A 15,044-nucleotide genomic window follows, 5' to 3' on the forward strand; every position below is an offset into this window, starting at 1 on the left:
GATTATGATGGTTTAAGCATTATATTTTTATTTACGCTTTATCATTTTTGAAAGGATCACCATGTCTAACTATAACGAATCTCCAGAACAAGTTGAACAGGCCACTCAAGGCTTTGTTATGCAACAAACTATGTTACGTATTAAAGATCCAAAGCCGTCGCTCGAATTTTACCAAAATGTATTAGGTATGAAGCTGTTAGGTAAGTATGATTTTCCTGGTATGAAGTTTACGCTTTACTTTTTAGGCTACGAGCAAGAATTACCACAAGGTGATGATAAAACTAAAGCAGAATGGGTGTTTCGTCGCCCTGCGCTAATTGAGCTTACCCATAACTGGGGCACTGAAAGCGACGACAGCTTTGAGGGATACCACAGTGGTAACCAAGAACCAAAAGGCTTTGGCCATATTGGTATTAGTGTACCGGATGTTTACGAAGCCTGTGAGCGCTTTGCAAAATACGATGTTGAGTTTGTAAAAAAACCAGATGATGGCTCAATGAAAGGCTTAGCATTTATTAAAGACCCTGACGGCTACTGGATTGAAATACTATCTGCCGAAGGAATTACTGAGATTATTCTTTCTCAGTAATAATAAGCTGCTGTAAAAAGATCTTAGTTGTAATCTCCACCAGCAACTAATTACCAATTTAGAACCACTGGTTTTGTTACCTTGCTTTTAAGCGAGGTAACCCATTTAAAACGTTTTAGGTAATTAGTTACCCGCCCCGCTGTATTGTAAGCATAAAAGGAGATTTAAATGCTCATTGGCATCATAGAAGATCATCAATTAGTAAGAGACAGCTTTAAAAAGCTTTTAGAGTTACAACCAGATTGGAAAGTAATTATTGAAGCCTGCAGCGTGACAGAAGCCAAGCTGGCTGTAGAGCTTGAACAACCTGATATATTTATTGTTGATATATCGCTTAACGGGACTGAAACCGGCCTTTCTTTTTTATCGTACCTTGAAGGGTCTTTCCCGCATATTAAAAGTATTGTTGCCTCCATGCACGACCACGAACCTTATGTAAGCAATGCTTTGCGATTAGGTGCTTTGGGTTATGTGTCTAAACGTTCTGCCTCTGATGAGCTAATAGATGCAGTTAAAGCGGTCGCTTTAGGTAAAAGATACATTAGCGAAGACGTAAATTTTTCGATGAGTAGCGAAAATTTAGCATTAACGGTGCTTACTAACAGAGAGCTTGAAGCCCTTCCGTTATTTTCTAAGGGGTTAAACGCTAAACAAGTTGCGCAAATACTCGAAATAATGCCTAAAACTTATGTTAATTTACGATTCTAAATACAGTTTTAACACAGTCAGGCTCACTAAGTTATTTGGCCTAGTAGCCACTTTAGTGTGTTTTATATTAATTATATTTTTTGTCTATGCGGTTCGCCCAGACACCTACCCGCTATTAAGGCTTGCATCGTTATTACCTATTATTTGGTTTTCGTATAAGTATGGCTCGTTAGGCGCTGTAAGCAGTGCAGCGCTTATTAACGCGTTAATAATTGTTGAAGCTAGCATTACGCACGAGCCTAGCAATACCTACATTAGCCAGTTATTTATTTTAGCAAACGCAATTACCAGTATGGTTTTAGGCGCTGCAATTACAGAACTTAAACGTAAAAACAATAAGTTAAAGCAAACCAATAACGAGCTTAAAGAGCAGCTAACTCAAAACACGGCGCTGGCTGCCAAAATGGTGTCGGTTCAAGAAAACGAGCGAAAGCACCTTTCGCAAGAGTTGCATGACGAATTAGGGCAAAACCTAACGGCATTAAAAACAGATTTAGCTATTTTGTCGCACCTTAGTAACGAAGATACCCAATCGTTTGTGACTACATTAAAAAACAATGCTAATTCGATGTATGACTCTGTTTATCAATTAATGCATTATCTTCGCCCGCGTGAGCTAGATGAACTCGGTTTAGAAAAGGCAATAACACAAGGGCGACTAAAAAGCTTACTGCACAAGGAAAATATTAAGTATCAGCCACAATTTAAGTTAGATAATAGCCTTTCAAAAGATCACGAAATAGCTATTTACCGAATTTGCCAAGAAGCAGTAACCAATTGTATGAAGCACAGCAATGCCAGCAAACTGATTATAAATATAATAAACAGCGACGAATTTATTGAGTTAACAATTAGCGATAACGGGACTTTAGTAACCCCAACAGATAACTCAGGTCACTACGGTTTAGCGTTTATAGAGGAGCGAACTACAGCATTAGGCGGCACTTTTAAGGTGTTTAAACAAAATGGCTTTACCATTAAAGTAAAGCTGCCTTTGAGTTTTGATGGCGCAATTAACTAGCAAACATGAACTTGTTTGGTATAAAATTTTTGCCTTAATTGGCCTTCGTCAAGGTGGTCGGGATTAACTTGGATCTCGGCTTGATTACCTAATAGCTGTAATAGCATTCCTTTTGATATTAGGTAGTTGCCTAAACTTGATTTTACAATCACTTCTTTGCCTATGGCTTCTTGTAAACGTGGCGTAGGTAAGCTCGGATGGCTAATTGGTTTTAAGCCCTCAGCTGAGGTAAATAAATTTATGCAATGCTCTTTAGCTGCAACAATACTTTCGTTTTTACTTTTAATCACATCTACATTATTTAAAAAATGAATTAGTGCTTGGTTAGCCTGATCAAACTCTGCTGATACGTCATCTATATTGCGGGCGGTAGCCCATTTTCGCACAACTATGTATTCGTTTTTTTAACACGAATTAAGCTTATTGAGGCTCCGGTCATTCTGCTATTCCACTCAATGCGGTAGCAATCAGTTCCTAAGCTGTGAAGCAACACGCTCATGCTTCCAAAATCCTTTGTACTTTCATCAATCAAGCTCATTTTCGATCCCTCACTTGCAAGTTACAAGGAGTGTATAAACGATTACTTAAGTAATAAATCATCCATATTCTTAATCGCTCTAGGAAAATGGCTTATATAAATTTTGGATTTAGTGGCTTGCAAGTCAATAACTAATATTACATACAAAAAAGCGAGTAGTTTAGCTAACTGCTAATAATTAATTTGTAAGTGATTTATAGCTTATTTATAAGCCCAGGCATCGGTTATTGTTACTTGGCAATTGTGATAACTAGCCGCTTGTTTTTGCGCAATACCTCTTACTCTAAAGTTTGTTGAGTCATTAGGAAGTATAATTAGGTCTTCGTCGGTTATTGATAGCGTATCGACTAGTGCGTTTTGATCAGTTAAAAAGTCGACCTTAAACTTTATATTTTTAAAGGTGAAGTTTGATTCTTTTTTTACCTGCCCTATGCATGCAACATACAATGCATCGTTTTCATTTTTAGTGTTAATTTGGCTTACATTAGCGATTAAGTTTTTTTGTGCTAGCTTAAAAAAGTAACGATTTTATAACGCAACACAAATAACTGTATATAAACACAGTACGTGCGATTTTAGCATTTTAACGTAAACATAAAAAAGCCAGCGGTTAAGCTGGCTTAGAATATTTACTAACTTACATAGTTACTTGCGTAGTGCGTCTATTCGCGCATCAAGCGGCGGGTGCGATGAAAACAGCTCAGCAACGCCTTTACCACTTGCAATACCAAAGGCCATCATTGAGCCTTCTAATTGCGAAGGATGGTTTTGCTTTAATCGCTCAAGGGCGGAACGCATTTTATCAGCACCAACTAGTTTTGCTGCGCCGCTGTCGGCTGCAAACTCACGTTTACGGCTGTAACTTGCAACCACTATGCTTGCTAGTACACCAAATAATACTTGGAATAACATATCGAATAAGAAGTATGTCCAGCTACTACCGCCCTCTTCTTCATCGCTATTAATAAAGTTATCTACAATGCCTGCCAGTACTTTTGCGGCAAATATTACAAAGGTGTTTACCACGCCTTGTATTAGCGTAAGCGTTACCATGTCGCCGTTAGCCACGTGCGATACTTCGTGGGCAAGTACGGCTTCGGCCTGATCTTTGGTCATGTTGTGCATTAAGCCTGTGCTTACTGCCACTAACGAGTTGTTTTTACTTGGGCCCGTAGCAAACGCGTTCATTTCTGGGCTGTCGTAAATAGCCACTTCTGGCATTTTAATACCTGCTTTTTGTGCTTGCGCAGATACCGTTTGTACAAGCCAATGTTCGGTTTCGTTTCGAGGCTGCGTAATCACATGCGCACCTGTTGATTTTTTAGCGATCCATTTCGACATAAATAACGAAATAAACGATCCACCAAAACCAAATACTGTGGCTATAAGTAAAATTCCGCCTAGGCTACGATGGCTTAAGCCCAGCGCACTGATTATTATTGAAAGCACTACACCTAATACCAACATAACCGCTAGGTTAGTTAATAAAAACAAAAATATACGTTTCATATTGTCCTCACAAAAATAGGTTTGATCACCGAACATAAAATTAAATTAGGTTAAAGCAATCACTGCGCTATGACACACTATGTCATAACGTTAGCGCTATTCTGTGACAAACTATGTCATAACACAAGTGTTATTTATGTGTTTATTGATAATTTTTTTAGGAAGAGTTTTACAGCAAATTTAAATATGAAGTTTCTTTATAAATCAGCTTATTACAAGCTGTTATTAAGCTTTGCCATATCAATCGGAAAACCACGCTCGTGTGCCAATATGCGTGCAACTTCGTCAATTTTTTCGCTGCTATTATGTTTAAGGTACGACCATTGGTGGGTACTGCGGTGATGATTTACAGCAGGATCGCTACTTATTATTCCTAATTTTATAAATTCACCCACTATTTGATCTGCCGCTATTAACGTTGACGATGCTTTTACATTTTCGGCCCGTGCGTAACTAATATGCGAATATAAGCTTACATCGGCTACGCGCAAGGTGTCGTCATCACCTGGAATTTGTTGCCCGCCATACAAGGCATTATTTTGTGTGCTAGCAGTTTTAAACGCAGGGACAAACTCGGCTACATAATCAATTGCTGTTTGGGTACGTGTTTGCAATGCTGCTTTGTCCCAACCATCTTTAATATAATGAAGGTACTTATTGGGAAGTTTAGGTTGTGCGCTCATTGGCGTTGCATCAGCTAACCCATCATTAAACAATGTAATGTTGTTAGTCATGCCATGTATTTGAAAATACCCGTTAGGGTAAGGCGTTAGTTGCGCCATGCCCTCTGGCGTGCCACGGTTACCATAAATAATAATTTCGGGTATTTGCCCACCAGCACCTTGCCAATGAGTAATGTAAGAGGCTTTAAATTCAACCATGCGTTTTACATCTACCCCAACCAGGTCGTCAATAATACCGGTTTGAAAACCACACGCATTAATTAGGAAATCTACCTCAATGGTTTGTGAATCGGCTTGTGTATCGGTTGAAGTATCAGGTTGTTCATTAAGGCTTGGCTCTGATTGGTATTCAATGTGCCATTTAAGTGTTTGCTTATCATTATTGGTATTTATAACTGGCGATACGTTTTTAACACTGGTGCTTGTTAAAACATGAGCGTGTTTGTACTGTGCAAGGGCGAGTTGTGCACTGGCCGATAAACGAAATATATTCCAGCCATATTCTTGTGCAACAATAAGCGGAAACTTTAACTTATCTAAATCTAAATGCTTAGCAACGGGTATCATCCACTCATCTAACGACGTGGGCTTGGCTACTTGTTTTTGTTTAGCAAGCTTTAGCATTTGCTCATAACTATATAACTGATAATAATGCTCTGGCTCGCCTAATACTTTATTAGCGCTGTCTTGCTCTACAAGCTCGCTGTAGGCTTGTGTTAATTTATTTAAACGCGGAAATAAGTCCTCCGGTGAGTCGTCATCGTGCTTAGGCACTGCAAATACTGTGGGGCGAACATCTATGGTGTGAGGATAAAGGCGCGCAATATCTATACATTGCTTGAGTAAATCTATGCAGTCTTCGTCGGGTATTTCGCGATATAAGTTGCCACCTGCATGCAAATGGCACATTGGTGGGCCATCAATTAACGACTTTTTCTTTTCAAGTACATAAGTCTCTAACCCTAACGCAGCAAGCCTAATGGCTATTGTGGCGCCAGCTGTGCCCCCCACCTATTATGCCTACGCGTTTTTTAGGTAAGCCATAGTTTAGTGCTTTTGGCTCAGCGCTTACGTGCGCATCTGGGGCGTAGCTTTCAATAAATGGGTGCGTCATATAGTCGTTATGTCCTTAGTAACATTGTCTTTAAGCAAGCTATGTATTTATAAACGTTTATATGTGTACTAAGGGTGACTATTTCAAGATTTACCTAAAAAAGTAACTTTTTTAAAACCACTTAAGTGTTAATAGATAACGCACTAAGCAAGCTTTTGTATATTTGTAACTTAGGAGTTTGCTCGCTGTATGGGCTTATAGCAAGTATTGGAAACGGTAAACGTGCTTTAAGTGAATCAAGGTTTGCTTGGTATTCGTCCATGTTTTTATCGACTTGGTTTGCAATCCAGCCAACGCAGTTTATACCCATACTTTGCATATGCGCAGCGGTTAGTAACGCATGATTTAAGCAACCTAGTTTCATACCAACAACGAGTATTACCGGCAGTTGCTCTGCTTTAACCCAGTCGTATAAATAATCGTTTTTATTAATTGGTAATGCCCAGCCACCAGCGCCTTCAGTAAGTATGTAATTAGCGCCCTGTTGTTTTACGTTGTTATAAGCATCACTTAGTTTATCAATAGTAATACTCACCCCAACTTGCTCAGCAGCTATGTGCGGCGCAATAGGCGGTGCAAACGCAAACGGATTTACTACGTCGTATTTAGCGCTCACTGTTGCGCTTTCCATTAGTATAAGGGCATCGGTGTTTACTAGTTGATCGAACGCCATTTCGCAGCCAGCAGCAAGGGGCTTAAAGCCAATAGCTTGTTTTTTATGTTGGGCAAGTAACTTTAATAGCAAACTGGTAACGTGGGTTTTTCCGGCATCGGTGTCGGTGCCTGTTATAAAAAATTCTTTCATGCGTTGCCTTATGATCTGAATCTAACTTTGGTTTAAGTTTTAACTTAGCAATTAATCGCTTTTTTGTAATGGCTTTTTTCTAATGATAACAGCACCACATGATAAGACACACATGCTTTATTATTTATAAGCGGATACGCACTGCATACTTTTTGTAGCGCCGATTTGGTAAGTAACCCTTGGCGCGTATTGGTATGATTTTGCGTTGTTGCACCAATAGCCTTAATAGAGGCAATAGCTTTTAAAGGTGTTGTGTATTCATCGGTGTAAATACGTTTTTTAGCGCTGTTAATAATAAACCCTGCATTTTGGACTGATTGGTTTATATGCAATTCACTATTAAAGGTATTTATGTGGCTGTTTGAATCGAGCGCTGCAAAGGCTGTTTTTATTTCGTTAAGTGAGCCCTCTACCACAGTGCTTATGTACGCCCGCCCGCCTGGTTTTAATATGTTGTAAAGTGATTGCATTAAAGCCGAAAAATTAGCAGACCACTGCACTGCAAAGTTACTGTAAATAACATCAACACTGTTTGCTTGTAGCGGTAAGTTATCCATATCGGCGCATATTTTGGGTGTGGTTAAATCACTACTTTGCAGCATGTTTAAGCTCAAATCCATGGCAATAACGCTTGCAAACATACTTTGTAAACGTTGTGTATTAACAAGCGGGCCTGCGCCTAAATCAACACAAAGCTTATTTTTATTAATGCCTGGTTTTATTAGCGCAAATAGATCGCTCGCAGCATGTTTTTGTACATTTGCATGGGTGTTATAACGCGCTGCCGCCTTTGAAAATTTACTTTGTGTAGACTTTTTAAGCTCCTTGTTTAGCTCTCGATTTGGCTCCTTGTTTAGCTCTCGATTTGAATCGCTACTTACTAGGCACGGTTTTACAAGTTGTGTTTGCGTTAAGTGTGTTTTTAATACTGGCTGAGCAGTCATACTATTGCACCTATTAAATGCTTAACTAAGTGCGTTATGTCGTGCTCGGAATGTGCAGCGGTTAAAGTAACGCGTAAACGTGAGGTGTTATGTGCAACCGTGGGCGGTCTAATTGCAGTGAGCCAAATACCCTGTTGTTTAAGTTTATCTGCCGCTTGCAACGTTTGCTCAGCGCAGCCTAATACAATGGGCTGTATGGCTGTGTTTGACTCCATTACAGCAATATTATGGCTTTTAGCGAGTTGCTTAAATAACGTAATATTGGCATTTAGCTTATCGCGTTTATCATCAGCTGTTTTTATGTTTTTAATACGCGCAAGTGTGTGGCTTGCCAGAAGCGGCGACATAGCAGTTGAATACGTGTAATCGCGATTAAATTGCAGCATGTAGTCAATAAACTGTTTACTGCCTAATACACACGCGCCACTACTAGCCACTGCTTTACCAAAGGTAATAACTAATATATCTGGCAGCGTTTGAGTAATAAACGCTTCGCAACTACCCAAACCGGTTTTACCTAATGCACCAAAGCCGTGTGCGTCGTCAATCATTAGCCATGCGTTGTGCTGTTTTGCAAGTGCGAGTAATTCTTTAAGAGGCGCGGTATCGCCATCCATCGAAAACACGCCTTCGCTTATAATTAGCTTGTTTTGCGCTTTTGATTTTTCGAGCCGTGAACGTAAGTGATTCATGTCGTTGTGATTAAAGCGCACTAATGCCGCGTTTGAGTGCATAGCACCGTCAATCAAGCTTGCATGATTTAACTTATCTTGAAAAATAGCGCTGTTTTGCGCAGCGATTTTATCCTGAAACAACGCTTTAATTACGCTGCTATTAGCGCTAAACCCTGAGTTAAATAGCATTGCTGCGCCATAACCAAATTGCTCACATAAGTATTGTTCAAGCGCTTTTTGCTGAGACTGATAACCCGTAACCAATGCTGAGCTGTGACTCCCTAATGCGTGGGAGTCATTAAGGTTAACAGCCTCATCACCAAAGCCTAAGTAGTCGTTACTGGCAAAATTAATGTAGGCTTTGTTATTAACTGTTATGGTTCGCGCTGTTGCATGTTGTACTACGTGGCGTTTACGAAGTAACGCATCTTGCAGGCGAGCCTGCAGATGCGTGTTTATAAAATCAAAAGGCATTGATATAAGCCTACGCTTCGTAAAACAATTCAGAGGTTGCTTTGTCGGCTACTTGCGATGAAAGCGAGGCTTCAACTGCTTCGTCTGAATAGTCGTGACGTTTTTCTGGGTTCATACCTAATTTTTTAATTAGGTTCATATCGGCATCAGCGTCTGGGTTTTCGGTGGTAAGTAGCTTATCGCCATAAAATATTGAGTTAGCGCCTGCAAAAAAGCACATAGACTGCATTTGCTCGTTCATGGCGTTGCGCCCTGCCGATAAACGTACATAACTGTGTGGCATCATAATGCGCGCTGTTGCTATGGTACGTATAAATTCAAAGTGATCTAAATCGTCTACGTTTTCAAGCGGTGTGCCTTTAACTTTAACGAGCATATTAATAGGCACGCTTTCTGGCTGTTGTGGCAAATTAGCTAGTTGCATAAGTAGTCCAAAGCGGTCGCTTGCTTGCTCGCCCATACCAACTATTCCGCCTGAGCATACTTTCATACCGGCATCGCGTACGTGGTCAATGGTATTTAATCTATCTTGAAAAGTACGGGTTGATATAATTTGCTCGTAATACTCAGGTGACGTGTCAAGGTTATGATTGTAGTAATCAAGCCCTGCGTCTCTAAGCTCATGGGCTTTTTCGTTTGTGAGTTTACCTAGCGTCATACAGGTTTCGAGCCCTAGCTCTTTTACTTCTTTAACCATTTGCGAAATGTATGGCATATCTCTGTCTTTTGGATCTGACCATGCAGCCCCCATACAAAAACGGGTAGCGCCTTTTTGTTTTGCAAGGCGTGCTTGCTCTACTACTTTTTCTACTTCTATTAAGCGTTCGCGTTCTAAATCTGTTCGGTAATGCCCCGACTGCGGACAGTACTTACAGTCTTCTGGGCAAGCGCCCGTTTTAATTGATAACAACGTAGAAATTTGCACTTCATTTGGGTTGAAGTTAGCACGGTGAACCGATGCGGCTTTAAAAAGTAAATCGTTAAATGGCATTTCAAATAATGCTTTAACTTCAGCGTGGGTCCAATCGTGACGAACAGGTGCAAGTTCCATAATACTCTCTTATTTTTTTCATAACGGTGATATTGGCTTAGTCTACGAGTTGAAGTACCATTGTCAACGAAGCCCACCAAGTTAAAGTTTACATATGATTAAAAAGAATACGATTGACCTTGATTTTGATCGTGAGCACATTTGGCATCCATATACGTCTATGACCAAGCCAATTCCGGTATACCCCGTTACACATGCTAATCACAATATTATTCACCTCGAAACTGGCGAGCAATTAATCGATGGCATGGCCTCGTGGTGGAGCGCAATACATGGCTATAACCACCCTGTTATAAATAACGCCATGATTGAACAAATCAACTGTATGAGCCACATTATGTTTGGCGGTATTACGCATAACAGCGCGGTAGAGCTGTGCAAAAAAATAGTAAATATAACGCCGCCTAGTTTAACTAAAGTGTTTTTAGCCGACAGCGGATCGGTAAGTGTTGAAGTCGCAATAAAAATGGCGCTGCAATATTGGTTAAGCCAAGGTATTACAACAAAACAAAAATTAATGACACCTTACAAGGGCTACCATGGCGACACCTTTGCAGCCATGAGCGTATGCGACCCAGTTAACTCAATGCATAGTTTGTATTCAGGATTTTTACCTGAACACGTATTTGTGCCTGCACCGGTTAGTCAATTTGGGAGCGAGTTTAACCAAACTGAAGCCCAAGAGCTTGAAGAATACTTTAAAGCAAACCACCGCCAAGTAGCCGCCTTTATCATTGAGCCTATTGTACAAAACGCAGGTGGTATGAACTTTTATCACCCTGATTATTTAGCCTGCGTTCGTAAATTGTGCACCCAATATAACGTACTGCTAATTTGCGACGAAATTGCCACAGGCTTTGGCCGTACAGGTAAATTATTTGCTGTAGAGCACGCCAATATAGAGCCAGATGTAATGTGTATTGGTAAAGCATTAACTGGCGGCTCAATGACGCTATCGGCCACTATCACTAGCGATAAAATAGCCATTGGCATTAGCGAAGGTGAAGCAGGTGTTTTAATGCACGGCCCCACTTTTATGGGTAATCCGCTTGCCTGTGCTGCAGCCTGCGCAAGTATTGATTTATTACTTGAACAAAACTGGCAACAACGAATAAAGCAAATAAATACCCAACTACAACAACTTAATAAATGCAGTGAACTAGAAGCGGTTGCCAATGTACGTACCTTAGGTGCAATAGGCGTTGTTGAACTAAACGAGGCTGCTTGCAATGTTGATGTTGCTAAAATTCAGGCTTATTTTGTAGAGCAAGGTGTATGGATACGCCCATTCGGTAAACTAATTTACCTTATGCCACCGTATATAAGTGATGACACCAGTATAAAAACACTGTGTGATGCCATTTATAATGCCATTAAAGGCAAGCATTACGCTTAATAGCCGGTCTCAATAACTAATCCTAATACAGGTTATAGCGCTATTTGCTGTAACCTACCGCTACATTTAGTGTTTTTATCTATTAAGCGAGTTTGTAGTTATTGATCTCGTTAACCATTAGCTATATGATAATGTCTATCATTTACAATTACCTTTTTGGACTTCTTTGCTATGAAATTACTATTTAAACCAGCCAAAACTTTAGGTGCAAGCCTGTTACTAGCCTCGGCGTTTATGGCTCAACCAGTATTAGCTAACGGCCCTATTGGCGAGCATGTTAATCATCTTCAAGCTAACCTTAAAAGTTACGCAGAAGAAGTAGAATGGATGGTAGGCAAAGTTGATACCATGGTAAGCGACTACGATACTAAAGGCGCAAAATCTGTAAAAACTGATGATTTAATTGAATATTGGGAATCAGTTAAGTTTCACAGTGCAATAGAAACTAACTTTGTACCAGTATACGCTTCTATTTGGCAGGGTCTTTATGGCGTAAAAATGGCCATTGATAATAAAGAGCCTGCTGAGGAAGTTCGCAAACAGCAAAAAGCGATGAACATAGCCTTGTGGCAAGGCCTTGGGGCTGTTAAGCTTGCTGCAAAATTCCAGCAAAAAGGCTTGTTAGACACTGTAAAAGCAACCGCTACAACTCAAATGACACAAAGTGCCACAATTGATGAAATTAAGCACAAATTAGACCGTGTAGTAGCTAAATTTGCTGAGCGTTTACGAGACGAAGCAACTGAAATTGTTCACGATACTTATCTACACCTGTTTGAAGGCGTTGAAGGTACTCTTATTGAACAAGATGCAAAACTAGTTGAAGTGCTGGAAAAAGACTTTAACGTAACACTGCCACAAGCCATTACAAACAGCAAAAGCGTAGACGAAGTACGCGATGTGATCAGTGATATGCAAACAAAATTAGACCGCGCTAAGGTTTTAATAGAAAAAGCCGAAAAAGCACGTAAGGATGTATTTTAAGTGAAGCGTAGGACCTTTATTCAAGGCCTAGCCGCGTTAGGGGTGGTTGGCTCATTGCCACTGCCTCTTTCTCGTGCGCTAGCCGCTGATATAGCAAACCCTGTTTCTGTTGACGATTTACCAAAGCTTAAAGGCGAGTTAACGCTTTATTTAGGCCGAGGCGAAGGTGGTTTGTATGAAAACGTATTACAAGCAATCCAGAAAAAAAATCCAGACTTTAAACTCGGTATACGCCGAGGTCCTACTGCTGCTTTAGCAAATACTATTGTTGCAGAAGCTAAAGCTGGCGTTCGCCGCGCTGATTTATTTTGGGCAGTTGATTCAGGCGCAATTGGTTTAGTAACCGATGCTGGCCTTGCACAACCTATCCCAGGTGATTTATCTGCTCAGTTACAACCACAATTTAGATATAAAGAGTGGGCACCTGTAACTGGCCGTATTCGTACATTGCCATATAACACGTCGCGTTTGACTAAAGATCAAATTCCAACAAGTATTATGGAAATTGCCGACAGCGATTTAAGTATTGGCTGGGCGCCCGCCTACGCTTCTTTTCAATCGTTTGTAACCGCAATGCGAATCTTAGAAGGCGATGACAAAACCGCTAAGTGGCTTAAAAAGATTCAAAAACGTGCTAAAACATACGCCGGCGAGCTAGGTGTTGTTATGGGCGTTGAACGCGGTGAAGTTGATATTGGTTTTGCTAATCACTATTACACTTTGCGTTTAAAATCAGGTAAACCTGATGCCAAGCTAGATTTAGCATTTACACAAAATGATGCGGGCTGTTTAGTTAATGCATCGGGTGTATTAGCGCTTAACGACGATCCGCTTGCAACTAACTTTATGCGTTACTTACTAAGTAAAGAAGTACAAGGTTACTTAGCCAGTGAAGCGTACGAAATTCCGTTAGTAAATGGTATTACCCAACCTGAGGGTTTACCGTCACTTGCTAATATTTCTCCACCTAAAGTAGATTTAACACAGCTAGCTGATTTACGCCCTACTATAGATTTGATGCGAAGCAGCGGCGTATTGTAATGAAAATACCTGCCTCTTATCCAATGGCGCTGCTTGCAGCGCTTGTTGCGCTTACCCCTGTTTATGTATTAATTGTGCTTGCAAGCGATGCAAGCTCAGTGTTTGACACCCACAACCTGCAAATTTTAGGTAACACGTTATCGTTAATGGGTTTAACGGTACTCGGATCTATTTTAATTGGTGTGCCACTGGCGTTTATTAGCGCGTATGTGCATTTACCATTTAAAAAGCTCTGGCTGGTTGTATTTGCAGCCCCACTGGCAATTCCCAGTTATATTGGCGCATTTACACTTTATGCTGCTTTTGGCCCCGGTGGCGAAATAAACACCTTAACAGGAATAGAAACACCATCTATGTATGGCCTAACAGGTGCCGCCATTGTAATGACACTTTATACCTTCCCGTTTGTAATGATGACAACTCGCTCATCCCTACTGAGCCTTGACGCGAGCATGGTTAACGCTGCGCGTACGCTGGGCATGTCGATGACGCAAAGTATATTTAAAGTTATATTACCGCGCGTAGTTAACGGTATTGCAGCAGGCTCATTGTTAGTCGCGCTTTATACGTTATCTGACTTTGGTACGCCCGCAATGATGCGCTTAGATACCTTTACTCGCGTAATTTACGTTGAATACAATGCCTTTGCATTAGGACGCGCTGCAATGCTTTCACTTCAGCTGATGGTTATTGTCGGTTTTTTACTTTTAGTTGAATCACAAATAAAAACAGCACCTGAGCGCCATGGTCGCCCGTTAATTTTATTTCCAAGTAAATTACAATTAAGTGCGATGTTTGTTACGTTTGCACCTGTTTTACTACTCGCTATTGGCTTGCCTTTGGCTATATTTTCGCTTTGGTTAGCTCGCGATGGTTTTAGCTCATTTGATTTTAATATTGCATGGAACTCTACGTATGCATCGGGTATTGCGGCAATTGTAGCCGTTATCGTTGCGATCCCCGTTGCACATGCCGCACTGAGTGGAAAAGCGGGTCGTATAATGGAGCGTGTTACTTACTTTGGTTTTGGTATTCCGGGTATAGTAATGGGCACAGCGCTTGTTTACGGTGGTTTGCAGTTGCCGTTTTTATATCAAACACTGGGATTGCTTATTATTGCTTATACGCTGCGATTTTTACCACTTGCTGTAGGCTCTGTTAGAACAAGCACCGAACACTTAGATCCAAGCTTAGTAAAGTCTGCGCGCGTATTAGGGGCAAGCCCACGTGAAGTATTTACTCGTATAACACTGCCTTTAACAATGCGTGGTATTATTGCCGGTGCAGCACTGGTGTTTTTAGAGTCAATGCGCGAACTCGAAGCCACGCTACTACTTGGTCCTACAGGGTTTGAAACCCTCTCTACTTATTTATGGCGTGTATACGAAGCGGGCTATTTTGGTCGCGCCGCTATTCCTGGATTATTGTTAGTAGTGATATCTGCCTGCGGGTTAGCTATTATGATGTCTGGCGAAAAACGCAACCAGTTTGAACATTAAGGATTTAAGAAACA

The 15,044-nt window shown here is 40.7% G+C and carries 14 protein-coding genes and 1 pseudogene; 7 read left to right on the forward strand and 8 right to left on the reverse strand.

Annotated features, from left to right (window positions below; translation table 11 throughout):
* Positions 1 to 61: 61 nt before the first annotated feature.
* From gloA to RB214_RS08605, 3 genes are all read left to right on the forward strand, one after another.
* Positions 62 to 589: a lactoylglutathione lyase gene (gene gloA, locus RB214_RS08595; protein WP_024589304.1), complete on the forward strand. Its 528-nt coding sequence runs from the start codon at positions 62 to 64 to the stop codon at positions 587 to 589.
* 168 nt (positions 590 to 757) lie between these two features.
* Positions 758 to 1,297, forward strand: coding sequence for a response regulator transcription factor (locus tag RB214_RS08600; RefSeq protein ID WP_309168918.1), 540 nt, complete (start codon positions 758 to 760; stop codon positions 1,295 to 1,297).
* Positions 1,278 to 2,318 (forward strand): histidine kinase, encoded by a 1,041-nt coding sequence (locus RB214_RS08605; RefSeq protein ID WP_309168920.1) that lies wholly within the window; start codon positions 1,278 to 1,280, stop codon positions 2,316 to 2,318. Before RB214_RS08600 ends, RB214_RS08605 begins: the two co-directional genes overlap by 20 nt.
* Here the strand turns inward: RB214_RS08605 and RB214_RS08610 are convergent.
* The 8 genes and pseudogenes from RB214_RS08610 to bioB form a co-directional block, all read right to left on the reverse strand.
* Positions 2,315 to 2,704: a hypothetical protein gene (locus RB214_RS08610; RefSeq protein ID WP_309168921.1), complete on the reverse strand. Its 390-nt coding sequence runs from the start codon at positions 2,702 to 2,704 to the stop codon at positions 2,315 to 2,317. The genes RB214_RS08605 and RB214_RS08610 overlap by 4 nt on opposite strands.
* A 353-nt stretch (positions 2,705 to 3,057) precedes the next feature.
* Positions 3,058 to 3,303 carry a hypothetical protein gene (locus tag RB214_RS08615; protein WP_309168923.1) on the reverse strand — a complete coding sequence of 82 codons (246 nt, stop codon included), beginning with the start codon at positions 3,301 to 3,303 and terminating at the stop codon, positions 3,058 to 3,060.
* Between the two features lie 198 nt (positions 3,304 to 3,501).
* Positions 3,502 to 4,365, reverse strand: coding sequence for a protease HtpX (gene htpX / locus RB214_RS08620; protein ID WP_165744411.1), 864 nt, complete (start codon positions 4,363 to 4,365; stop codon positions 3,502 to 3,504).
* Between the two features lie 212 nt (positions 4,366 to 4,577).
* A pseudogene (locus tag RB214_RS08625) lies at positions 4,578 to 6,162 on the reverse strand (FAD-dependent oxidoreductase).
* Positions 6,163 to 6,283: 121 nt separating this feature from the next.
* Positions 6,284 to 6,967 (reverse strand): dethiobiotin synthase, encoded by a 684-nt coding sequence (bioD, locus tag RB214_RS08630; protein WP_309168924.1) that lies wholly within the window; start codon positions 6,965 to 6,967, stop codon positions 6,284 to 6,286.
* A gap of 44 nt (positions 6,968 to 7,011) precedes the next feature.
* Positions 7,012 to 7,911, reverse strand: coding sequence for a methyltransferase domain-containing protein (locus RB214_RS08635; protein ID WP_309166084.1), 900 nt, complete (start codon positions 7,909 to 7,911; stop codon positions 7,012 to 7,014).
* Positions 7,908 to 9,059, reverse strand: coding sequence for an 8-amino-7-oxononanoate synthase (locus tag RB214_RS08640; protein WP_309166087.1), 1,152 nt, complete (start codon positions 9,057 to 9,059; stop codon positions 7,908 to 7,910). The genes RB214_RS08635 and RB214_RS08640 overlap by 4 nt, the downstream gene beginning before the upstream one ends.
* Positions 9,060 to 9,069: 10 nt before the next feature.
* Positions 9,070 to 10,110, reverse strand: a complete 1,041-nt coding sequence (bioB, locus tag RB214_RS08645; RefSeq protein WP_002961242.1) for a biotin synthase BioB — start codon at positions 10,108 to 10,110, stop codon at positions 9,070 to 9,072.
* Between the two features lie 94 nt (positions 10,111 to 10,204).
* Here bioB and bioA point away from each other — a divergent pair, with 94 nt between their 5' ends.
* The 4 genes from bioA to RB214_RS08665 all read left to right on the forward strand — a co-directional run bounded on the left by bioA (position 10,205) and on the right by RB214_RS08665 (position 15,030).
* A complete protein-coding gene (gene bioA, locus RB214_RS08650) occupies positions 10,205 to 11,506 on the forward strand; it encodes an adenosylmethionine--8-amino-7-oxononanoate transaminase (protein WP_309166094.1) in 1,302 nt (433 codons plus the stop codon).
* Positions 11,507 to 11,677: 171 nt separating this feature from the next.
* Positions 11,678 to 12,490: a hypothetical protein gene (locus RB214_RS08655; RefSeq protein ID WP_154903076.1), complete on the forward strand. Its 813-nt coding sequence runs from the start codon at positions 11,678 to 11,680 to the stop codon at positions 12,488 to 12,490.
* Positions 12,491 to 13,531 carry an extracellular solute-binding protein gene (locus RB214_RS08660; protein WP_096793161.1) on the forward strand — a complete coding sequence of 347 codons (1,041 nt, stop codon included), beginning with the start codon at positions 12,491 to 12,493 and terminating at the stop codon, positions 13,529 to 13,531.
* Positions 13,531 to 15,030, forward strand: coding sequence for an iron ABC transporter permease (locus RB214_RS08665; RefSeq protein ID WP_165744418.1), 1,500 nt, complete (start codon positions 13,531 to 13,533; stop codon positions 15,028 to 15,030). Before RB214_RS08660 ends, RB214_RS08665 begins: the two co-directional genes overlap by 1 nt.
* Positions 15,031 to 15,044: the final 14 nt, after the last annotated feature.

The sequence above is a fragment of the Pseudoalteromonas sp. HL-AS1 genome, from assembly GCF_031198785.1.
Taxonomy (GTDB): Bacteria; Pseudomonadota; Gammaproteobacteria; order Enterobacterales; family Alteromonadaceae; genus Pseudoalteromonas; species Pseudoalteromonas distincta.